This window comes from Streptomyces sp. SPB162, assembly GCF_029504575.1.
Taxonomy (GTDB): Bacteria; Actinomycetota; Actinomycetes; order Streptomycetales; family Streptomycetaceae; genus Actinacidiphila.
Map to the genome: position 1 here is coordinate 2,228,547 of NZ_JAQFII010000001.1, position 20,689 is coordinate 2,249,235.

The 20,689-nt window shown below is 71.7% G+C and carries 16 protein-coding genes and 2 pseudogenes; 10 read left to right on the top strand and 8 right to left on the bottom strand.

Annotated features, from left to right (window positions below):
- Nucleotides 1–32: 32 nt before the first annotated feature.
- A complete protein-coding gene (locus tag M2266_RS10290; RefSeq protein WP_277437909.1) occupies nucleotides 33–977 on the bottom strand; it encodes a GDP-L-fucose synthase in 945 nt (314 codons plus the stop codon).
- 95 nt (nucleotides 978–1,072) lie between these two features.
- On the opposite strand from M2266_RS10290, the pseudogene gmd reads away from it, so the two are divergent.
- The 5 genes and pseudogenes from gmd to M2266_RS10315 all read left to right on the top strand — a co-directional run bounded on the left by gmd (nucleotide 1,073) and on the right by M2266_RS10315 (nucleotide 7,784).
- A pseudogene (gene gmd, locus M2266_RS10295) lies at nucleotides 1,073–2,087 on the top strand (GDP-mannose 4,6-dehydratase).
- 108 nt (nucleotides 2,088–2,195) lie between these two features.
- On the top strand, nucleotides 2,196–4,406 hold the full coding sequence (locus M2266_RS10300; RefSeq protein ID WP_277437910.1) for a LamG-like jellyroll fold domain-containing protein: 2,211 nt from the start codon (nucleotides 2,196–2,198) through the stop codon (nucleotides 4,404–4,406).
- Nucleotides 4,403–5,098, top strand: a complete 696-nt coding sequence (locus tag M2266_RS10305; protein WP_277437911.1) for a hypothetical protein — start codon at nucleotides 4,403–4,405, stop codon at nucleotides 5,096–5,098. Before M2266_RS10300 ends, M2266_RS10305 begins: the two co-directional genes overlap by 4 nt.
- Before the next feature lie 7 nt (nucleotides 5,099–5,105).
- The gene (locus tag M2266_RS10310; protein ID WP_277437912.1) at nucleotides 5,106–6,266 is read left to right on the top strand and encodes a glycosyltransferase; all 1,161 of its coding nucleotides are present in this window, start codon (nucleotides 5,106–5,108) and stop codon (nucleotides 6,264–6,266) included.
- A 48-nt stretch (nucleotides 6,267–6,314) separates the two neighbouring features.
- Nucleotides 6,315–7,784 (top strand): O-antigen polymerase, encoded by a 1,470-nt coding sequence (locus M2266_RS10315; protein WP_277441142.1) that lies wholly within the window; start codon nucleotides 6,315–6,317, stop codon nucleotides 7,782–7,784.
- Here M2266_RS10315 and M2266_RS10320 read toward each other — a convergent pair.
- The 3 genes from M2266_RS10320 to M2266_RS10330 all read right to left on the bottom strand — a co-directional run bounded on the left by M2266_RS10320 (nucleotide 7,689) and on the right by M2266_RS10330 (nucleotide 12,032).
- Entirely contained in the window at nucleotides 7,689–8,993 is a 1,305-nt protein-coding gene (locus M2266_RS10320; RefSeq protein WP_277437913.1) for a hypothetical protein, read from the bottom strand. The genes M2266_RS10315 and M2266_RS10320 overlap by 96 nt on opposite strands.
- A 33-nt stretch (nucleotides 8,994–9,026) precedes the next feature.
- Nucleotides 9,027–10,694 carry a lipopolysaccharide biosynthesis protein gene (locus M2266_RS10325; RefSeq protein ID WP_277437914.1) on the bottom strand — a complete coding sequence of 556 codons (1,668 nt, stop codon included), beginning with the start codon at nucleotides 10,692–10,694 and terminating at the stop codon, nucleotides 9,027–9,029.
- A 66-nt stretch (nucleotides 10,695–10,760) separates the two neighbouring features.
- Nucleotides 10,761–12,032: a glycosyltransferase family 4 protein gene (locus M2266_RS10330; RefSeq protein WP_277437915.1), complete on the bottom strand. Its 1,272-nt coding sequence runs from the start codon at nucleotides 12,030–12,032 to the stop codon at nucleotides 10,761–10,763.
- 230 nt (nucleotides 12,033–12,262) lie between these two features.
- Between M2266_RS10330 and M2266_RS10335 the strand changes: the two genes are divergently transcribed.
- On the top strand, nucleotides 12,263–12,718 hold the full coding sequence (locus tag M2266_RS10335; RefSeq protein ID WP_277437916.1) for an adenylyltransferase/cytidyltransferase family protein: 456 nt from the start codon (nucleotides 12,263–12,265) through the stop codon (nucleotides 12,716–12,718).
- A gap of 105 nt (nucleotides 12,719–12,823) precedes the next feature.
- Here M2266_RS10335 and M2266_RS10340 read toward each other — a convergent pair whose 3' ends face one another.
- Entirely contained in the window at nucleotides 12,824–13,513 is a 690-nt protein-coding gene (locus tag M2266_RS10340) for a CDP-alcohol phosphatidyltransferase family protein (RefSeq protein ID WP_277441143.1), read from the bottom strand.
- Between the two features lie 198 nt (nucleotides 13,514–13,711).
- Here M2266_RS10340 and M2266_RS10345 point away from each other — a divergent pair, with 198 nt between their 5' ends.
- Both M2266_RS10345 and M2266_RS10350 read left to right on the top strand, forming a co-directional pair.
- Nucleotides 13,712–14,497: a polysaccharide deacetylase family protein gene (locus M2266_RS10345; RefSeq protein ID WP_277437917.1), complete on the top strand. Its 786-nt coding sequence runs from the start codon at nucleotides 13,712–13,714 to the stop codon at nucleotides 14,495–14,497.
- A complete protein-coding gene (locus M2266_RS10350; RefSeq protein WP_277437918.1) occupies nucleotides 14,497–15,690 on the top strand; it encodes a YncE family protein in 1,194 nt (397 codons plus the stop codon). The genes M2266_RS10345 and M2266_RS10350 overlap by 1 nt, the downstream gene beginning before the upstream one ends.
- A gap of 234 nt (nucleotides 15,691–15,924) precedes the next feature.
- Here M2266_RS10350 and M2266_RS10355 read toward each other — a convergent pair.
- From M2266_RS10355 to M2266_RS10365, 3 genes and pseudogenes are all read right to left on the bottom strand, one after another.
- Nucleotides 15,925–16,995: pseudogene (locus M2266_RS10355) on the bottom strand (serine hydrolase domain-containing protein); the annotation flags it as partial.
- On the bottom strand, nucleotides 16,961–17,158 hold the full coding sequence (locus M2266_RS10360) for a hypothetical protein (RefSeq protein WP_277437919.1): 198 nt from the start codon (nucleotides 17,156–17,158) through the stop codon (nucleotides 16,961–16,963). The gene M2266_RS10360 and the pseudogene M2266_RS10355, both read right to left, overlap by 35 nt.
- 16 nt (nucleotides 17,159–17,174) lie before the next feature.
- Nucleotides 17,175–18,443 carry a multidrug effflux MFS transporter gene (locus M2266_RS10365; RefSeq protein WP_277437920.1) on the bottom strand — a complete coding sequence of 423 codons (1,269 nt, stop codon included), beginning with the start codon at nucleotides 18,441–18,443 and terminating at the stop codon, nucleotides 17,175–17,177.
- Between the two features lie 52 nt (nucleotides 18,444–18,495).
- Between M2266_RS10365 and M2266_RS10370 the strand changes: the two genes are divergently transcribed.
- Nucleotides 18,496–19,602 (top strand): Gfo/Idh/MocA family oxidoreductase, encoded by a 1,107-nt coding sequence (locus M2266_RS10370; RefSeq protein ID WP_277437921.1) that lies wholly within the window; start codon nucleotides 18,496–18,498, stop codon nucleotides 19,600–19,602.
- 154 nt (nucleotides 19,603–19,756) lie between these two features.
- The gene (locus M2266_RS10375) at nucleotides 19,757–20,680 is read left to right on the top strand and encodes a DUF4429 domain-containing protein (protein WP_277437922.1); all 924 of its coding nucleotides are present in this window, start codon (nucleotides 19,757–19,759) and stop codon (nucleotides 20,678–20,680) included.
- Nucleotides 20,681–20,689: the final 9 nt, after the last annotated feature.

The window sequence follows — 20,689 nt, forward strand, 5'->3', positions numbered from 1 at the left end:
CGGTGCTCCCCGCTCCTCCACCCGCCGACCCCTCACGCCTCGGACTGCCACCCGGCGTACACCGAGGCGATGCCGTCCCGCAGCGCGATCGTCGGCTTCCAGCCGAGATCCGTCAGCCGGGACACGTCCAGCAGTTTGCGCGGGGTGCCATCGGGCTTGGTCGTGTCCCAGCCGATGGCACCCTCGTAGCCGACGACGTCCCTGACGGTCTCCGCGAGTTCGCGGATCGTCAGGTCGTCGCCGCAGCCGACGTTGACGGGCTCGTCGCCGTCGTAGCTGCGCAGCAGCAGCGCGCAGGCGGCGGCGAGATCGTCCACGTGCAGGAACTCGCGGCGCGGGGAGCCGCTGCCCCAGAGCTCGACGCTGTCGCGCCCGTCCCGCTTCGCCTCGTGGAAGCGGCGGATCAGGGCCGGCAGGACGTGCGAGGTCTCCAGGTCGAAGTTGTCGCCGGGGCCGTAGAGATTGGTCGGCATCGCCGAGATGTACGAGGCGCCGTACTGCCGCCGGTAGGACTGGATCTGCACGATGCCGGCGATCTTGGCGAGCGCGTACGGCTCGTTGGTCGGCTCCAGCGGACCGGTGAGCAGCGCGTCCTCGCGGATCGGCTGCGGGGCGAGCTTGGGGTAGATGCAGGACGAGCCGAGGAAGAGCAGCCGGCCGACCCCCGCCGCGTGCGAGCCGGCGATGACACTCAGCTGGATCCGCAGGTTGTCCTCGATGAACTGCACCGGATAGGTGCTGTTGGCCATGATCCCGCCGACCTTGGCGGCGGCGAGCACGACGGCGTCGGGCCGGACCTCGGCCAGGAACTCCGCGGTCCGCGCGGCATCGCGCAGGTCCAGCCCGTCCCGGCCGCGGGTGATCACCTGGTGGCCGTCGGCGGTGAGCCGGCGGACGACCGCCGAGCCGACGAGTCCGCGGTGTCCCGCGACGAAGATCCTGGCGCTGGGCGGGAGCAGTTCCCTCGTAGCCTTCATGACATCGGATTATGCCCTGCGACATCACCCGTTCGGGTCTGAGTCCCGCTTTCCGTACGAAACAGCAAATATCCGGATCCCTAAGGGGGGACCGCGTGAGCAAGAGCGCACTCATCACCGGCGTCACCGGCCAGGACGGCTCGTACCTGGCCGAACTGCTGCTCGCCAAGGGCTACACGGTGCACGGTCTCGTGCGCCGCTCGTCCAGCTTCAACACCGAGCGGATCGACCACATCTACCAGGGCCCGCAGGAGGCGAATCGTTCCCTCGTGCTGCACCACGCCGACCTGTCGGACGGCGTGGCCCTGGTGAACCTGCTGCGCGACCTGCAGCCGGACGAGGTGTACAACCTGGGCGCGCAGTCGCACGTCCGGGTCTCCTTCGACGCGCCGCTCTACACCGGCGACGTGACCGGACTGGGCGCGCTGCGCCTGCTGGAGGCGGTCCGCGCGAGCGGCATCAGCACCCGCGTCTACCAGGCCTCGTCCTCGGAGATGTTCGGCGCCGCGCCGCCGCCGCAGAACGAGGCCACGCCGTTCCACCCGCGCAGCCCCTACGGCTGCGCCAAGGTCTTCGGCTACTGGTCCACGGTGAACTACCGCGAGGCCTACGGGATGTTCGCGGTCAACGGGATCCTGTTCAACCACGAGTCCCCGCGCCGCGGCGAGACCTTCGTCACCCGGAAGATCACCCGCGCGGTCGCCCGGATCCAGGCGGGCCTGCAGGACCGGCTCTACCTCGGCAACCTCGACGCGGTCCGCGACTTGGGGCTACGCGCCGGAGTACGTGGACGCGATGTGGCGGATGCTGCAGCGCGACGAACCGGAGGACTATGTGGTCGCCACCGGTGAGCCTGCTACGGTGCGGCAGTTCGTGGAGACCGCCTTCGCCCATGCCGGACTGGACTGGGCCGAATACGTTCGCTACGACCCCAAGTACGAGCGGCCCAGTGAGGTCGACGCACTCATCGGGGACGCGAGCAAGGCCCGCGACCTCCTTGGCTGGGAAGCATCGGTCAAGGTGGAAGAACTGGCTCGAATCATGGTGGATGCCGACATTCAGCACGTTTCCGATCAGTTGGCAGGCGCAACTGTGCGCATAGATCGATAAATCTCGTCCAAAAATGCAGACTGGGGCCCTCCGGGCGCCCTACTCTGCCCTGCACCGGTGACTCGTTCGAGCCATAGGTGAACAGCAAGGGCCTTGGGGGGCTACAACATGCGTAAATTGGGGGTGTTCTCGGTTGCCACCGCGTTGGCGGCCGCGACACTGGGAGTGCTGACGACGCACTCCGCGACGGCGCTGACGCCGCCGGTCGCCATCACGGCGGACGACCTCTCGACCTGGCAGACCAACGGAATCGTCTGGGCCTTCGCCCAGGCGGACGGAGTGGTCTTCGCCGGGGGTACGTTCTCGGCCATCCGGCCACCCGGCTCAGCCGCCGGGGTGAACGAGCAGCCCGCGGTGAACTTCGCCGCGTTCGACACCACGACGGGCGCGCCCACCGGGTGCAACCTGTCCTTCACCGGCGGCACGGAGACGGTCCGCGCGCTGACCGTCTCGCCGGACCACAAGACGCTGTACGCGGGCGGTTCGTTCGGATCCGTCAACGGCGTCGGGGTGAGCAACCTGGCGGCGATCGACATCGCCACCTGCACCCCGCGCAACGACTTCCACGTCAACGTGCCCGCCACCGTGCGCGCGCTGACGGCGACCGCGGACACCGTCTACCTCGGCGGGGACTTCCAGTCCGTCGAGGGCCAGACCCGCGGCCACCTGGCCGCGGTCACCACCGCGGGCGCCCTGAAGCCGTGGACGGCCGACACCGACGAGACGGCGCGCGCCGTCGAGGTGGCTGCCGACGGCACCCACGTGATCGTCGGCGGTGACTTCTACACCGTGAACGGCGCGAACTCGCACGCGCTCGCGGTGGTCGACGCGACCACCGGGGCCGTCACCAAGAACTACCCGAACGGCTTCTTCGACAACACGTCGGTCGTCAAGGACATCGTCACCGACGCCACCGGCTTCTACGTCGCCAACGAGGGCACCGGCGGCGGGGTCTTCGACGGCCGTACCGCCTTCAACTACAGCGACTGGAACCAGCGCTGGCGGGACACCTGCCTGGGCGCCACCCAGAACCTGGCGCTCTACCAGTCGGTCCTGTACAGCGGCTCGCACGCGCACGACTGCTCGACCATGGGCGAATACCCGGACGGCACCCGCAAGCACCTGCTGGCGGAGTCGGTCGACAGCCCGAAGCTGCTGCCCTGGTTCCCCGACACCAACGACGGTCTCGGCGAGCTGGTCGGCCCGCGCGTCCTGATCGTCGCCTCCGGCGGCGGTAAGGACTACCTCTGGGCCGGCGGCGGTTTCACCACCACCAACCTCAAGGGCCAGCAGGGCCTGACGCGCTTCTCGAACGGACCCGACACCGGGGCGCCCAGCATCCCGCAGGTCGTGGCGTCGAGCGTGGAGCCCGGCAAGGTCCAGGTCCGCTGGCAGACCAGCCTCGACCTGGACGACGGTGACCTGACCTACAACGTGTACCGGAACAACGGTGCCACCCCGGTCTACACCGTCAGCGCCTCCTCCCTCCCGTGGGTGCGGCCGCAGCTCACCTTCACCGACACCAACGTGGTGGCGGGCACGTCGTACACCTACCGGGTGTCGGCGAGCGACGGCACCAACGTCAGCGCCAAGTCGGCCAACGCGACGACCGTCGCCGCGGCCACCGCCGAGTCGTACCCCGCGAAGGTCATCGCCGACGGCGCGAGCCTGTACTGGCGCTACGACGAGACGGCCGGCTACCTCGCGGACGCCTCGGGCAACCAGGCCGCCGGTGACAACGTCGGCTACTCGACCCGCCGGGTCGTCCCCGCCGCGGTCCAGGGCAGCAGCACGGCCGTCACGTACAACGGCACCAGCCAGTACTCGTACAGCGACCGCTCCTACTCGCGCCCGGACTCGTACAGCGTCGAGACCTGGTTCAAGACCACCTCCACGCAGGGCGGGAAGCTCGTCGGCTTCGGCAGCAACACCAACGGCCGGCTCAGCTCCAACTACGACAAGCACATCTACATGACCAACAACGGTCAGCTGATCTTCGGCGCCTACGTCAACGGCACCCGCACCATCGCCAGCGGCACCGGCCTGAACGACGGCCAGTGGCACCACGTGGTCGGCACCCAGGGCTCCAACGGCATGCGGCTGTACGTCGACGGGAACCTGGTCTCCTCCAACATCTTCAACACCACCAGCCAGGACTACACCGGCTACTGGCACGTCGGCGGCGACCAGCTCAACGGCTGGCCGAGCCAGCCCACGAGCAACTACTTCGCGGGCTCCATCGACGAGACCGCGATCTACCCGAGCGTTCTGACCCCCGCGCAGATCGCCCAGCACCACACCCTGGGGCTCACCGGATGATCCACCCGATCCGGGTCACCGCCGCCGCCGTCATCTCGACGGCGGCGGCGGTGGTGCTCCTGACCGGCTGCTCGAGCAGCGGCCACGACGACACCAAGGCCGCCCCGCCCGCGGCGACCGGCCCGACCGCCTCGGCCCCCGCCTCCGGGGGTCTCGACCAGAACCCCACCGCCACGGCCGCTCCGACGACTCCGGGACCCACCGTCCCGGCGGCGGAGCTGAAACCGAAGACGGGCTCCTTCACCAGGCAGCAGAAGCAGTACCTGACCGGCCGGGTGCCCAAGGGATCAGACCCCGCGGCCGTGCTCGAGGTCGGCCAGGAGTCCTGCGACAAGATCACGTTCATCGCCAAGCGGGACCCCGACGCGGCGGCGAGCGGCATCCTGCTCGGCCAGATCACGGGCGCGCACGACGCCGTCCCCGCGCTGTGCCCCGAGCAGAAGCCGGTCCTCGCGGCGGCGGAGCACGGCTTCGTCGACGGCACGTTCACCGTCGGGAGCAAGCCGAAGGCCGGCAGCGTCATCATCGCCGGCACCTATCACGCGCCGACCCCGACCAAGACCTGCTCCTGGAAGCTCACCGGCGCCGACGGCAAGGCCGTCTCCGGCGGCAAGGCCCAGGTCACCGTCCCGGCGGGCGCGCGCGGCTTCTCCAGCACGGGTTGCGCCGTGTGGCTCCCGAAGGGGAAGTGATCGGCGGATGCGGGTCCTGCACGTCGTCACCCTCCACACGCCCAGCCACGCCTTCGGCGGACCGACACGGGTGGCGCTCAGCCTCTCGCGCGGGCTGCGCGAGCGCGGGGTGGACGCCCGGCTGGTCACCCTCGGCGACGAGTTCGACGGGCCCCTGCCGGACGAGGTCGAAGGGGTGCCGGCCCACCTGTTCCAGGCCCGGCACCTCATCCGGCGGTTCGGCGTCGCGGGGATCACCTCCCCGTCGCTGCTGGCAGGGGCCCGCCGGCTGGTGAAGTCGGCGGACGTCGTGCACGTGCACCTCATGCGGGACCTCGTCACCCTGCCGATCGCCCTCGCCGCCCTGCAGTGCGGCCGGCCGCTGGTCCTGCAGACGCACGGGATGATCGACCCGACCGAGCGGCTCCCCGCCAAGATCTCCGACGCGTTCGGCGTCCGGCGGGTGCTGCGGCGGGCCCAGGCGGTGCTCTGCCTGACCGAGACCGAGCGCCGCAACGTCAACGCCGTGGTGGAACCGGTCGAGCTGACCAACACCGTCCGGCTGCCCAACGGGGTGCAGCCGCAGGGCGAGTACCTGCCGGAACTGCGGGCCTCCGCGCACGGCGGCCCGCCCACTGTGCTGTACCTGGCCCGGGTGCACCCCGCCAAGCGGCCCGAGGACTTCGTCGAGGCCGTCCCCGGCGTCCTCGCCAGGTTTCCGCAGGCGCGCTTCGTGCTCGCGGGACCCGACACGGGTGGCCTCGAGGCGACCCTGGCCCGAGCCCGCGCGCTGGGGGTCGAGGGGTCCGTGGAGTACGTCGGCGCCCTCGACAGGACCGAGGTGTACGCGCACCTGCGGCGGGCGGACGTCTACGTCATCCCGTCCATCCAGGAGTCGTTCTCGCTGTCCGCGGCCGAGGCGATGTCGGTCGGCACGCCCGTGGTCGTCACCAGGACCTGCGGACTGGCCCCCGACATCGAGGCGGCCGGCGCGGGCCGGCTCGTCGACAGCCGCGAGGAGACCGGGCCGGAGAACGGCGCCCGGATCGCCGGTGCGATCCTGGAACTGCTCGACCCGGCGGTGCACGCGGCGGCCTCCGTCGCCGCCCGGCGGCTGATCCAGGAGTCCTTCACCATCGACGCGATCGTGGACCACCTGCAAAAGGTGTACGCGGACGTGCGACGCTGAACGGGTCGCGGGGAATGGGGGGCTGCAGCCATGGCGGTTGACGTACGGATGGCCGGGACGCGCACGGGGCGGCGGCCCGAGGTGCCCGCGGTGTCGCCGCGCGCCGTGCTGTCCCGCGCGCTGGCCGTGCCGCTGGTGCTCGGCCTGGTCGTGTTCCTGCCCGCCACCGTGGCCCTCCAGCCGGGCGCGGGCGTCCGCGACGAGGCGTACTGGCTGCAGATCGCGCTGACCTGCTACGCCGGGGCGCGGCTCGCGTCGATGATCCTCACCACCCGCCGCCGGCGGCTCATCCAGGGCTCGTTCTGGCTCTTCGTCTACGCGGCGATGGGCGTCGCCTCGCTCGCCCAGCTCGTCCTGGGGCGCGTCCCGACCCCGCTGGTCGGCCCGCGCAGCGATCTGTCCGCGGCCCTGGCGCTGACTCTCGTCGGCTGCGTGGCCTTCGACGTCGGCGTCCTGCTGGCCCGGCACCGCCCGGTGCGCACCGGCCGCAAGGAGCGTCCGGCGGCCTCGGTGAGCCCGCGCCGGCTGTACCTGCTGGTGGCGCTGGCGTTCGTGGCCAGCGGCTACTACGTCATGAAACTCGGCGGCCCCGCGGTGCTGTTCAGCAGCCGCCAGGAGATCAGCGACACCCTGGCCGAGACCGGGGTGGCCACCGCCGGTTCGCACGCGGGCTCCGCCACGCTGCGCGGCTTCGGGACGGTGCCCGCGCTGCTGGCTCTGCTCTTCCTCACCCGCTGGCTGGTGACCTCGCGCATCGCGCGCCGGCGGCCGCTGCCGATCCTGCTGTGGATCGCCACCGCCGGGCTGAACCTCGTCGTCAACAACCCGATCTCCAACGCCCGGTTCTGGTTCCTGACGGTGCTGTTCTCCATCCTGTTCACCGCCTTCCCGCGCAGCCCCGTGATGTACCGCTCCGCGCTGGCGCTGGGCGTCGTGGCGGCCCTGCTGGTCTTCCCGTTCATGGACCGGTTCCGCTACGACGCCGCCGACTACAAGCCCATGGAGACCAACTCGGTCCTCGAACCCCTGGCGCGCAAGGACTACGACCAGACGGTGATGTTCGCCAACGCGATCACCGAGGTGCACTCCGGGGCCGGCCACACCTACGGCCACCAGCTCGCCGGCGCGGTCTTCTTCTACGTGCCCCGCTCCGCGTGGCCCGACAAGGCGCTGGACACCGGCATCATGCTCGGCGAGTGGATGGGCAACAAGAACACCAACCTGTCCTCACCGCTGTGGTCCGAACTGTGGCTGGACTTCGGGCCGCTCGGCATGACCGGCGGCTTCCTGGGGATCGGCTACCTGGCGGCGCGCGGTGACCGGCGGTACGCGCTGCGCACCGCGGACGGCGGGCGGCCGGGCGACATGACGGCCATCATCGTGCCGCTGATCGCCGGCTACTCCTTCATCCTGCTGCGCGGTTCACTTCTCCAGGCCTCCGGCCGGATCGGGATCGCCGTGCTGTGCCTGGCGCTGGTCACGTCCTTCCGCACCGACCCGCGCAAGCTGCTGCGCTGACGCCGCCGAGGCGCTGACGGAGCCGATCCGCAGCCAGGTGGCGACCGCCTTCGCGACGGAGCCGAGGCACAGGCCCCAGGCCGCGCCGAGGACGCCGCCGCCCAGCGCGTAGCCGGCGAGCATGAACACCACCGCCGCCAGGGAGAAGACCACCTGGATCGGCAGGGTGGTGCGCGGGCGCAGCACCCGCAGGGTCAGCAGGCCGCAGGTGCCGACCGCCATCGCGGTGTACTGGCTGCCGCTGGCCGGCAGCAGGTGGGCCGCGTTCGGCCAGGTCTCCCCGAGGAGTTGTCTGCCGATCCGGTCCGGCAGCAGATAGAGGACGGTGGCCCAGCTCGCGGCGACGGTGGCCAGCACGGCGGCGAGCACGGCGGTGGCGCGGACCTGGCCGCGGACGCTCTCCGTCCGGTGCAGCAGCGGCGGCCCGAAGGCCGAGGAGGCGTTGAACAGCACGTTCAGCGGTCCGAAAAGGGTGGTCGCGCCGCGCAGCGCGCCGACTGCCAGCGGGGTGGCGAACAGCCCGAGGCCGAGGATGGCCAGCTGGCTGGATCCGTTGCCGACGCCGAACTCGACGACGAAGCGCTGCCCGAGGTGGCCGCGGCGCACGTACGTGCGCAGGTCGGTGGGGAGGCCGCGCAGCAGCGGGGCGAGCAGGGCGATGGCGGTGAGCAGCGCGGGCAGTGCCGACAGGCCCCAGACGGCCACCAGCCGGGCCGGGCCCGCCCCGTGCGGCTGCACGGCCAGCGCGGGCAGTGCGAAGGCGAGCCGGACGAGGTCGGCGGTGAGCGCGTAGTGCGGCAGCCGCAGCGCCGAGAAGCAGTACCGGATGCCGTCCTGGGTCAGCGCGATGGGCAGGATGAGCCCGAGCACGGCGAGCGCGGCGGCGGTGTCGCCGGGCACGAAGGCCAGCACGGCCGCGGCGGTGAACCCGATGGCGGTGGACGCGACGGCGGTGAAGACCGCGGCGGACCGGCAGGCGGCACGGATCACCCGGTCCTCACCGCGCACCAGCACCAGGGCCTGGCCGACGTAGCTGACGCCGACGCCGAGCAGGATGGTGAAGACCATGTAGACCATGGAGAAGACGGCGAATCCGGCGGCGCTGGACAACCGTGCGGCGACCACCAGCACCAGGATGTTGGTGAGCGCCGAGACCCCCTGGTCGGCGACGGAACAGGCTATGGCGGCTTTCGCCCCCGGGACTCGCACCCGTTCACTCCCCCGGTCCCGCTGCGGCGGTGCTCATGAGACGGTCGACCGTTCGGGCTCCGGGACGATGGCTTCCAGCAGCTCCGCTCCGGCGCCGCGCGCGGGGGCGGCCTCGGCGTCTACGACCGAGAGCGGTGCCGTACGGTCCTCCGCGCGTCGCCACGGCAGCGTGAGACCGCTCTTGACCGTCGTGTGCAGGACCGCGCCGAGCACGGTGCCGCCGGCGCCGCTGATGAGTTCGCGGACCCGCTCCAGGTCGGCCCGGTGCACCTCACGCGGGTCGCAGACCACCAGGACGCCGTCCACCCGGTCGACGAGTGCCAGGGCGTCGGCGTAGGCCAGCACGGCGGGCGCGTGGACGATGACCGCGGATTTCGGGGCGTCGGCCTCGGAGATGAGCCGGGTGGCCGGGACCGAGGTCAGGGCGCGGGCGACGTTGCGGACCCGGCGGCCCGGGACCAGGTCGAAGGAGCCCGACTCACCGGCGTCGACGGTGATCTGGTGGCCGGCCGGCCAGCCGCCCTCGCCCACCGCGGGCGTGCGCGCCCAGGCGGGACGGGAGCCGTCGCCGGAGCGCAGCCGCTCGGCCAGCGTCGGGGTGCGCAGGTCGGCCTCGATGAGCAGCACCTCCATGCCGGTCTCGGCGAAGGAGGCGGCCAGGTTGACCGAGACGGCGGTGGCGGTCTCACTGGAGCCGCGCGGCGCGACCACCAGCAGCCGTCGGCGGTCGGCGAACCGCTGGTCGTAGGCGAGCCGGAAGGCCACCGAGCGGTACGCCTCGGCGATCCGGCTCTCGGTGTTGCCCAGGACGAGCAGCGGACCCGGCTCCCGGCCGTCGCGGACCCGCGGCAGCGTCCCCAGGACGGGGGCGCGCAGGGCGCGCACCACGTCGCTGTCGGAGCGCGCCGCCGGGTCGAAGACCAGCCGCACCCAGGCGGCGAGCAGGCCGATGGCGATACCGACGGCCAGGCCGAGGCCGAGGGCCAGCGGCAGGCCGAGCCCGGCGGGCGAGGTCGGCGGGACGGCCGTGCGGATCACGTTGCCCGAGGTCGTGTCGAGGGCCTTCAGCTCGCTGACCTTGCCATTGAGCTCGGAGATCCGGCTCAGCAGGTTGGTCTGCGCGTTGGTGTTGGTGGCGACGCTGGACGCGTCCTTCTGCCGCTCGATCAGTTTGCGCAGGTTCTCCGACTGCTTCACCAGCGGTTCCAGCTGGGTCTTGTAGCCGTTGACCATGATCTCGATGCTGGACGCGGTCTGCTGCTGCCGGTTGTCCAGGTAGGCCTGGGTCAGGGCGTTGGCCCGCGCCGCCGCTTCCCGCGGGCTGCGGCCGGTGTAGGCGAAGTCCAGGGCCGTGGTCTGCGGGGGGTTGGTCACCTGCAGGTTGGCCAGCAGCTCGGTGGCCGCCTCCGGCTGCCCGAGCGCCTTGGCCGCGCGTTCCGCGACGACGCCGCTGGCCGCGGTCTGCCGCTCCGAGCCCATGTTCAGGACCTTGTCGGGGGTGGCACCGGTGGCGAACGGGTTCACGGACGCGGCCCGGACGGTGATCTCACTCGTCGCGACGTACTTGTCCGCTCCGGACAGCGCCAGGGCGGCGCCGCCGAGCAGCCCGATCAGCACACCGACCACGATCAGGGTCCGGTAGCGGATCAGCTGGCGGAACTGGTCACGCAACAGGTCCGGTTCGTCATGCTGCTCGATCACGTGCGTGAAACCCCCTCAGGCGCGCGCTCCCCATGCGCTCGCTCATTATGCGCGTTCGTCATCTGATCAGGTGTCCGAATGCGCGGGCTCCGCGACCGGCGCCGTTTCGGCGAATCGTACTGGTGGCGCCGACGGGGCCGGCGAGGAGGTGTCGAGTACCTCGGCGACGAGGGCGTCGATGCGGTTCAGGCCGGCGGCGCGGCTGAGGTGCGCGTCGGCGTAGCGCGGTCCGTTGGACCCCAGCTCGTCCGCCGACTCCGGGTCCTCGGCGAGTGCCAGCACCGCCTTCAGCAGCGCGTGCGGGTCCTCGGGCGCCACCAGGACGCCCGCGCCGGAGCGCAGCACCTCCTCGGCCGTGCCGCCCTCGGCGGCCACCGAGGCGACCACGGGCCGCCCGGTGGCGAAGTACGAGGTGAGCTTCGAGGGGATGCTCATGTCCAGGACGGACGCCCGCTGGGTGACGGCGAGGACGTCGGCTGCGGCGAGGACGTCGGGGAAGTCCGCGTCGTCGACCGGCGCCATGAACTCCAGGTTGGGCATCCCGCCGGCCAGCGCGCGCAGCTGCTCGCGCTGGTTGCCGTCCCCCATCAGGACGACGCGGACGGCCGGGTCCAGCCTGGCGGTCTCGACCAGCACCTCCAGGCCCTGCTTGAGCCCCATGTTGCCGGAGTGCAGGACCACGGTCTGGCCCTCCCGCCAGCCCAGCCGGGCGCGCATCTCGGTCCGGGCCCGGGAGGGCCGCGCCACGTGCGACCAGTTGGGAACCACGCGGATGCGTTCCGGCGGTACGCCGAGCGCGGCCACCTTGTCGGTGAAGCTCTCGTGGATGACGCCGACCAGCGTGGCGCGCTTGAGCACGTACGCCTCGACGGCGCTCGCGGCGGCCGCCGCCCGGTCCCCGCCGCTGATGCCGCTCTGCTGGGCGGCGGCGCCCATCAGGTCCTGCACGATGGGGATGAAGGGGACGCCGTACCGCCGGGCGGTACGCGCCCCGATGACGCCGCCGGCCAGGCTGGGAAGCTGCGCGACGACCACGTCGGGCCGGACGCGCGGGGGTGCGAGCAGGCCGTGGGCGAGCACCGACGCCTCGAACAGGGCGCGGCGCACGGCGGTCTGCCGGGGTGGCACGGTGTGCCGGCGACGGTGCACCGCCACCCCGCCGCGCTCCTCCTCGGTGCGCCAGACCCCCCGGTACGCGGGGTCGGTCTCCCAGGCGGGGTAATGCGGCATGCCGGCGAGCACCGCCACTTCGGCTCCGCCCGCAGCCCAGTGTTCGGCGATCTGCGTGGCGTACGGTCCGATACCGGTGTGTTCTGGCGCGTAATTGGTTGAAACCAAGAACAGCCGTTTGTGGCGAAAGGTGTCAAGAGCTGACACAACACGCCCCCTTCCCCCCAGAAGTAGCCAAGCGTCCACCCTAACTGTTCACCGCTACTACATGTTGACGATTCCAGCCGGTCTTTGTTTCGCAAATCGTCGCTTAGTATCTGCGACGTCCGACTATCGTCGGAGACTCACTACCGCCGGGGGCAGCACCGGGCGGGGCAGTACGGCTGGGGGGTCGTTTCGTGGCACACCGTGTCGGCTACGCGCCAGGGGTCTACGACCTCTTCCACGTGGGGCATCTCAACATCCTCAGGCACGCCCGAAGCCAGTGCGACTACCTCGTCGCGGGGGTCGTCTCCGACGAGATGGCCGAACTGGCCAAGGGCCGCAGGCCCATGGTCCCGCTGATCGAACGGCTGGAGATCGTCCGAAGTGTGCGCTTCGTGGACGCCGCCTTCGTCGAGACCGTCCCCGACAAGGTGGAGACCTGGCAGCAGGTGCGCTTCGACGTCATCTTCAAGGGCGACGACTGGCGCGGCACCGAGAAGGGCGCCCGCCTGGAGCGCGACTTCGCCGCGGTCGGCGTCGAGGTCGTGTACTTCCCGTACACCGTGCACACGTCCAGCACCCAGCTGCGCCGGGCACTGGACGTGCTGACCGAACCCGCCGCGCCGGAGGGCGTCGAGCTGCGCGGCTAGGCCGTGTCTGACACATCCCGCCTGGCCCGGGACGCCTGGCGCCCCGGGCCCCGCCCTCCGGGCGGACGCCGGTATGTGCCAGACACGGCCTAATGCTCTCGCCGGTCAGGCCGGCGCGCCCACGGCCTTCAGCTCGCGGAACCACTTCACCAGGAACGCGACCAGGAACAGCGCGTACACCGCGCCCAGGGCGGCGTAGGCGTACAGGAAAGCGCGCCCGCCGCCCAGCACCAGGAAGACCACGCAGAAGACCCCGTAGTCGACGGGCAGCAGGCCGACGGCCCGGATCCGCGACGGGGCGGCGGGCACGGATCCGGGCGCGGCCTTCGGCTTGAGTTTCTCGGTCAGCAGCCCGCCGACATAGATGAGCACCGCGGCGAACTGGAAGCCGAGCGGCAGCAGCAGCCAGCGCTCACTGGGCAGGTCGAAGAAACGGTAGAAGGAGATCAGCACCGCGACGTGTACGCCGGTGATCTTCCCGCAGTCCACCACGTGGTCCAGCCACTCCCCCGCCGGGCTGCCGCGGCGCAGCAGCCGCGCCAGCTGGCCGTCGGCCGAGTCGAAGGCGAAGCCGATCACCAGCGCGAGGTAGACCGCGACCGACAGCGTCCAGGACGGGCGCACCAGCGCCACCGCCGCGATGGCACCGTAGGTGAAGGCCGCGCTGACCAGTGTCACCTGATTGGGTGTCAATCCGACCCGGTAGGCCGCCGCCGCGAGCACCCGCCCGAAGGGCCGGTTGACGTAGCGCGAGTACAGCGACACCCCCTTCGCCGACTTCTGCGCGGTGCGCAGTTCTCGCAGCGCGGCGCCGAAACCGGCCTCCCGCACTGCCGTCGTGTCCAGCACGTAGCCCCCCACGTCGTTCATCCCCATGACATGTCTCTGTCGCCCGCGGACCGCGGGACCACATCATGTCAGCCGAGTCCAGCACGCGCCGCGCCGCCCCAATAACATCAAAAGATCGGGCATTGCACCCTAAAGTGGTCCTCAATGTCCATGACCCGCCGTACCGTGCTGCAGGTCGCCGCCACCGGAGCCCTGCTCACCGGATGCGCGGACGGCCGGCCCCCCACCGCCGGGGCCTCTCCCGGCCCCGCGGCCAGCAAGGCGCCGCCCGCGCACCCGCCCGTCTCCACCCGTCCCGTGCCGCCGGCACTGCCGCCGCTACCCCCCGGGCTGCCCGCGCAGATCGAGCACGGGCCCAGAGACCGTCCCCAGGTCGCCCTCACCTTCCACGGCCGGGGCGAACCGGCCATCGCCACCGCCCTGCTGACCGAGGCGGAGCGGGCCGGGGCGCGGCTGACGGTGCTGGCCGTCGGCGGGTGGCTGGACGAGTACCCGCACATCGCCCGCCGGGTGCTCGACGGCGGCCACGAGCTGGGCAACCACACCCAGACGCACGGCGACATCTGCGCGATGGGCGCCGCCGCCGCGACCGCCGAGATCACCGGCTGCGCGGACCGGCTGCGCAAGCTGACCGGCTCGCCCGGCCGCTGGTTCCGGCCCTCCCAGGCCCGGCTCGCCACCCCGCTCGTCGAACGCCTCGCCCGGCAGGCGGGATACGAGCACGTCCTCGCGTACGACGTCGACTCCCTCGACTTCACCCAACCCGGAACCGGGGCCGTCCGGGCCAAGGTGGCCAAGGACGTCGGCCCCGGATCCGTGGTGAGCCTGCACTTCGGGTACGCCGGCACGATCGCCGCACTGCCCGGGATCCTCGACGACCTGAAACGGCGCGGGCTGCGCGCCGTGACCACGACGGAGCTACTGACCTGATGCGTCCTGTGTACCGCGCGCGCCGCGCCGCCCTGTTCGCCGCCGCCATCGCCCTGGTGACCGCCATCGCCGGCTGCGGGGAGGGCGGCACCGAACAGCACGCGCCCTCCCCCGCGGCCAGCAAGGCCGCCGCCGGCACGGTGCCGTCCAAGGTCGTGCCCCAGAGCCTGCCGGGCATGCCACCGGTGCTCGACCCGAAGGACGTCTACGCGGCGGACCGCCCCAACGCGCTCTCGCCCGTCGTGCGGAACTTCCCGTCCCGGGTGTACGTGCCGAACAGCAACGACAACACGGTGTCGGTGATCGACCCGAAGACGTACAAGGTCATCAGGACGTTCCCGGTCGACGAGCAGCCGCAGCACGTCGTCCCGTCCTGGGACCTCAAGACGCTGTGGGTCAACAACAACCGGGGCCACACGCTCACCCCGATCAACCCGGCCAACGGCCAGGTCGGCAAGACGGTCGACGTGCACGACCCCTACAACCTGTACTTCACCCCGGACGGCAAGTACGCGGTGGTGATGGCCTCGCTCGACCGCGAGCTGGTCTTCCGCGACGCGCACACCATGGCCGTCAGGAAGACCGTCCCGGTCTCCTGCTACGGCGTCAACCACGCGGACTTCTCGCCCGACGGCCGGTACTTCATCGTCTCCTGCGAGTTCTCCGGCGAGCTGCTCAAGGTCGACACGGAGAAGATGGAGGTGATCGGCCAGCAGAAGCTGCCGTTCGAGGGCGCGATGCCGCAGGACGTGAAGATGTCCCCCGACGGCAGCGCCTGGTACGTCGCCGACATGATGGCCGACGGCATGTGGGTGCTGAACGGCGACACGTTCTCCAAGCCGCGGCTGATGCCCACCGGCAAGGGCACCCACGGCCTCTACGTCAGCCGCGACTCGAAGTCGATGTACATCTCCAACCGCGGCGAGGGCTCGGTGTCGGTGCTGGACTTCGCCACCGGCAAACTCGCCCGCAAGTGGCAGATCCCGGGCGGCGGCAGCCCTGACATGGGCGGCGTCTCGGCGGACGGCAAGGTGTTGTGGCTGTCGGGGCGCTACAACTCCGAGGTCTACGCGATCGACACCACCGACGGCCACACGATCGCCAAGATCCCGGTCGGCTCGGGCCCCCACGGCCTGGCCGTCTACCCGCAGCCGGGCCGCTACTCCCTGGGCCACACCGGCATCTTCCGCTAGGCCGTGTCTGACACATCCCGCCTGGCCCGGGACGCCTGGCACGCGCGCTCTCCCCCAGCTACCGCTGGGAGGAGCCCCCAGTTGTCGGGCCCGCCCCAGTACGTCCAGTACAGGGCCGACCCTCCGCCGTGCGATCGCACGCACCAGACGCCCCGGGCCCCGCCCTCCGGGCGGACGCCGGTATGTGTCAGACACGGCCTAGGCCTCGGGTCAGGCCTTGGGCCCTTCCGGAAGCACGCTCCGGGCCAGGCGCGTCGCCGCCGCGGCCCGGGGCGCGCCGCCCTCCCGCCAGGTCCGGCTGGGGTGCACCGAGTTGGAAAGCAGCACCAGGAACGTGTCGGTGGCGGGGTCGATCACCAGGCTCGTACCGGTGAAACCGCCGTGCCCGACGGCGCCGTGGCCGGCCAGCTCGCCCATCAGGCCCGGCTGGTCGGTCTCGAACCCGGGGTAGGGGCCGCCGGCGTCGAGCAGCGCCCGGCAGAACAGGGCCAGGTCCCACGCGGTGGAGAAGAGGCCCGCGTGCCCACTGACACCGCCGGCCGCGTAGGCGTTCTCGTCATGGACGGCGCCGTGCACCATGCCGCGGTCCAGCTTGCCCCAGGGCCGCCGCTGGTCCTCGGTCGCGGCGATCCGGGGCAGCAGGGCGGCGGGCGGACCGTACCCCGTGTCGGTCATGTCGAGCGGCCCGGTGATCCCGTCCGCGACCAGGACGTCCAGCGGCTGTCCCGTGGCCCGCTCCAATACCTGCTGGACGGTGATCAGATTCAGGTCGGAGTAGACCCGGACGGTGCCCGGCGGGTGCAGCGGCTCCTCGTCCCACAGCCGCCGCAGCCGGGCCGGCGCGGTGGGAAGGTCGTAGAACGGCAGTTCGGGCCGGAAGCCGGAGGTGTGGTCGAGCAGCTGCCGCACGGTGATGTCCGCCTTGCCCGCGGCGGCGAACTCCGGCACGTACGAGGCCGCCGGCCGATCAAGGTCCAGGAGCCGGGCGGCGAGGACGGCCGTGAAGAGCTTGCTGACGGACGCCAGGTCGAAGATCGTGTCGGGCCGCGTCGGCACCCACCGCTCCCGGGGCAGCTCCACACCCCGGTCGGCGGCCGCGTCGTAGGCCGCGTACCGCACCGCCCAGCCGATCGCCTCGTGCAGCGCGACGACCCGGCCCCGCCCGGCGAGCACGACCGCGCCCGCGCACCACGGGTGGACGGGCGATGGTTCCAGGGCCGTTCTCAGACCGGGGACGATCCGCCGCAGTTCTCGGGCGTCGAGGCCCGCCTCAGGGCAGGTACCTTTCGACAGCGGCGGCGCCATGCTCCTCCAGGTCCTTGCGGGCCCTCTCGATCCGGGCGGGAGTGGGTTCGCGGCCGGAGAGCATCACCAGGTCCTCGGGATCGACCATTCTCTCGGAGCCCGTGTGCAGCATGCTGTCAGCGGTCTTGTACGCCCAGCGGTTCTCATCGATCGGCTCGGACATCCCTGCCTCCTGACGATTACGGTGCATCCACCCTACGACTCCACGGGCGGCACAGCCCGGCGAAGCATCCGACGGCGATCAGCGCACAGGCCAGCTGCACCACCGCCATCGGCACGGCCGTGTGCTCCCCCGCGATCCCGACCAGCGGCGATACGACCGCGCCGATGAGGAACGAGACCGTACCGAGGAGGGCGGACGCGGAGCCGGCCGCGTGCTTGGTGCGCATCAGGGCCAGCGCGTTCGTGTTGGGCAGCGCCAGGCCCATCGCCGACATCAGGACGAACAGGCCCGCCGCCATCGGAAGGAGCCCCACCCGGCCGAACACCCCGGACGCCATGACCAGCAGCGCGACGGCCGCCAGGGTGATCACCGCGAGGCCCGTGCCGAGCGCCTTGTCGAGGCTGAAGCGGCCGATCAGCACCTTCCCGTTGAGCTGGCCGACCGCGACCAGCCCGACCGAGTTCACGCCGAAGAGCAGGCTGAAGGTCTGCGGGGACGCGCCGTAGATGTCCTGCACGACGAAGGCCGAGGCGGAGATGTACGCGAAGAGCGCCGCGAAGGCGAAGCCACCCGCGAGCATGTAGCCGGCGAAGACCCGGTCCGCGAGCAGCCCGCGCATCGTGGAGAGCGTCTGGCGCAGGCCGCCGCTGTGCCGGTCCTCCGGCGCCAGCGTCTCGTCCAGCTGCCGCCAGACCAGCAGGGTGAGCAGCGATCCGATCACGGTCAGGACGCCGAAAACGCCGCGCCAGTCGGTGAGCCGCAGCACCTGGCCGCCGATGACGGGCGCGATGACCGGGGCGACGCCTGAGACCAGCATGAGGGTGGAGAAGAACCGGGCCATCTCGACGCCGTCGTACAGGTCGCGGACGACCGCACGGGCGATGACGATGCCCGCGGCGCCCGCCAGGCCCTGGAACAGCCGGAAGGCGATCAGCAGCTCGGCGCTGGGCGCGAAGGCGCAGACGGCGGTGGCGATGACGTAGACGACCATGCCGGCCAGGAGCGGCCGGCGGCGTCCCCACTTGTCGCTCATCGGCCCGACGACCAGCTGCCCGAGCGCCATGCCCGCCAGGCAGGCGGTGAGGGTGAGCTGGATGGTCGCGGCGGGGCTGTGGAGTGCGTCGGTGACCTTCGGCAGGGCCGGCAGGTACATGTCCATGGAGAGCGGGGCCAGCGCGGTCAGGCCGCCCAGCACCAGTGTGACGAGCCACCCGGTACGGCGCTGGGCGGTGAGCTGTCGCGCGTCGGATATGCGCGCGTCGGCGGTCGGGCCGGCTTCCTGCATGGGGTCCCCCCGGTAATCGTCGAACCGTTGCCTATCCTTTCAGGATTCGAACGTGGTCGAGACCTGGTGGGGCGGACGCATGGTGCATGGCGGACACGACGAGCATGGCGCAGACGGCGGGCACGGCATAGCGGGCGCTTCCGGCTCGGAGGGCGTGGACCGGGAGCGGCCGATCCGGTGGGGGATCCTGGCGACCGGCGGCATCGCCGCCACCTTCACCGAGGCACTGCTGACCCTGCCGGACGCCGAGGTCGCCGCGGTCGGCTCCCGCAGCATCGGCTCGGCCAAGACGTTCGCCGACCGCTACGGCATCGAGCGCGCCTACGGCAGCTGGGCCGAGTTGGCACAGGACGACAGCCTCGACGTCGTCTACGTCGCCACCCCGCACTCCGCGCACCGCGCCGCCGCCGGGCTCTGCCTGGAGGCGGGCCGCGCCGTGCTCTGCGAGAAGGCGTTCACGATCAACGCCCGCGAGGCCGCGGAGCTCACCACGCTGGCCGCCGAGCGCGGCAGCTTCCTCATGGAAGCGATGTGGATGTACTGCAACCCGTTGATCCTGCGCATGCGCGAGCTCGTACGGGACGGCGTCATCGGCGAGATCCGCTCCATCCAGGCGGACTTCGGGATCGCCGGGCCGTTCGGCGCCGACCACCGGCTCCGCGACCCCGCCCAGGCCGGCGGCGCGCTGCTCGACCTCGGTGTCTACCCCGTCTCCTTCGCGCAGCTGCTGCTCGGCGAGCCCGACACCATCCTGGCCACCGCCCACCTCACCCCCGAGGGCGTCGACGACAACACCGGCATCATCCTGGGCTGGGACAGCGGCGCCCTCGCGCTCCTCAGCTGCTCGATCACCGCCGACACCCCGGTCACGGCCTCGGTGACCGGCACCACTGGACGCATCGAGATCCCGCACGGCTACTTCCACCCCGAGAGCTTCACCCTGCACCGCGACGGCCACGAGCCCCGCGAGTACCTGCTCTCCGAGGTCACCGACGTGCCGCGGCGCGACGGCATGCGCCACGAGGCCGCCGAGGTCATGCGGTGCCTGCGGGCCGGCGAGACCCAGTCGGCGCTCGTGCCGCTGTCGGGCACGCTCGCCATCATGCGCACCCTGGACACCGTCCGTGAGCAGATCGGGGTGCGGTACCCGGGCGAGTGACGCTCTCAGCCGGGCTCCCCGGCTCCCCGTGCTCCTCGCGGAACTCGCGGAACTCGCGGACCTCGCGGACCTCGCGGACCTCGCGGACCTCGCGGACCTCGCGGTCTTTCGGAGACCACCGGGAGCCCGGCACCCGGCGAATTAGGATCGTCCCATGGCTGAACTGCTGACGCACGACGGGACCTGGACGTTCGACGACGAGGTGATCCGTATCGTCCCGGGCCGTGACCGGGGGGTGCACAAGCTCCGGCAGACGCTGGGCGAGGTCGCCGTGCCGCTCGAAGCGGTGGCCGGCATCGCCTACGAGCCGGGCCGCAAGGGCGGCCGGCTGCGCCTGCGGCTGCGGGAGGGCGCGGACCCGCTCCTGTACGCCACGGGCGGCGGCCTTCCGGACGCGGCCGACCCGTACCAGGTGAGCGTCGACGCGGACCGCACGGGCGTCGCCGAGTACTTCGCCGACGAGGTGCGCCACGCGCTGTTGCTGAACCAGGTGCCGACCGGCCCGACCGGCTCCTACCTCCTCCCCGGCCCCAAGGTGCCGCTGTCGGCGGGCGGCGGCGACGGCGCCCTGACCTTCGACGGGGAGCGGGTGACCATCAGCTGGAACTGGACGGCGGAGGAGGGCAAGAAGTCGGCGGGCGCCCGGGAGCTGGCCCTCCGCGACCTGGCCGCAGTGGAGTGGCGCCCCAACGTCGGCCTGGAGAACGGGCACCTGCGCTTTCGCGTCAAGGGCGCCCAGTTCACCGCCCAGCCGCCCAAGCACGACCCCAACTGCGTCGTCCTGTGGGGCATGAAGAAGGAGCTCGGGCACACCGCCCTCCTCGCCGCGGCCGTCGCCGCACGGCTGCCGCACCCTTCGGACCCCGCTCAGGGCCATCAGGGCGAACGGCGTCCCGAACTGCTCGCCAAGCAGTCGGAGCCGCAGGACGGGCTCCCCCAGCGGGTGGCCGACCACGCCGAGGACCCGGACGCACTGCTGCGGCGGTTGCGCGAGCTGGGCGAACTCAAGCGCGACGGGATCCTCACCGACGAGGAGTTCACCACCGCCAAGTCCGCGCTGCTGCGCCGCTTCGGCTGAGCCTTCCGT

Bases quoted from the DNA above. Each gene is read 5' to 3' on its own strand.
- M2266_RS10290 (WP_277437909.1), bottom strand. From the start codon at position 977: ATGAAGGCTACGAGGGAACTGCTCCCGCCCAGCGCCAGGATCTTCGTC.
- M2266_RS10300 (WP_277437910.1), top strand. From the start codon at position 2,196: ATGCGTAAATTGGGGGTGTTCTCGGTTGCCACCGCGTTGGCGGCCGCG.
- M2266_RS10305 (WP_277437911.1), top strand. From the start codon at position 4,403: ATGATCCACCCGATCCGGGTCACCGCCGCCGCCGTCATCTCGACGGCG.
- M2266_RS10310 (WP_277437912.1), top strand. From the start codon at position 5,106: ATGCGGGTCCTGCACGTCGTCACCCTCCACACGCCCAGCCACGCCTTC.
- M2266_RS10315 (WP_277441142.1), top strand. From the start codon at position 6,315: ATGGCCGGGACGCGCACGGGGCGGCGGCCCGAGGTGCCCGCGGTGTCG.
- M2266_RS10345 (WP_277437917.1), top strand. From the start codon at position 13,712: ATGTCCATGACCCGCCGTACCGTGCTGCAGGTCGCCGCCACCGGAGCC.
- M2266_RS10350 (WP_277437918.1), top strand. From the start codon at position 14,497: ATGCGTCCTGTGTACCGCGCGCGCCGCGCCGCCCTGTTCGCCGCCGCC.
- M2266_RS10360 (WP_277437919.1), bottom strand. From the start codon at position 17,158: ATGTCCGAGCCGATCGATGAGAACCGCTGGGCGTACAAGACCGCTGAC.
- M2266_RS10365 (WP_277437920.1), bottom strand. From the start codon at position 18,443: ATGCAGGAAGCCGGCCCGACCGCCGACGCGCGCATATCCGACGCGCGA.
- M2266_RS10375 (WP_277437922.1), top strand. From the start codon at position 19,757: ATGGCTGAACTGCTGACGCACGACGGGACCTGGACGTTCGACGACGAG.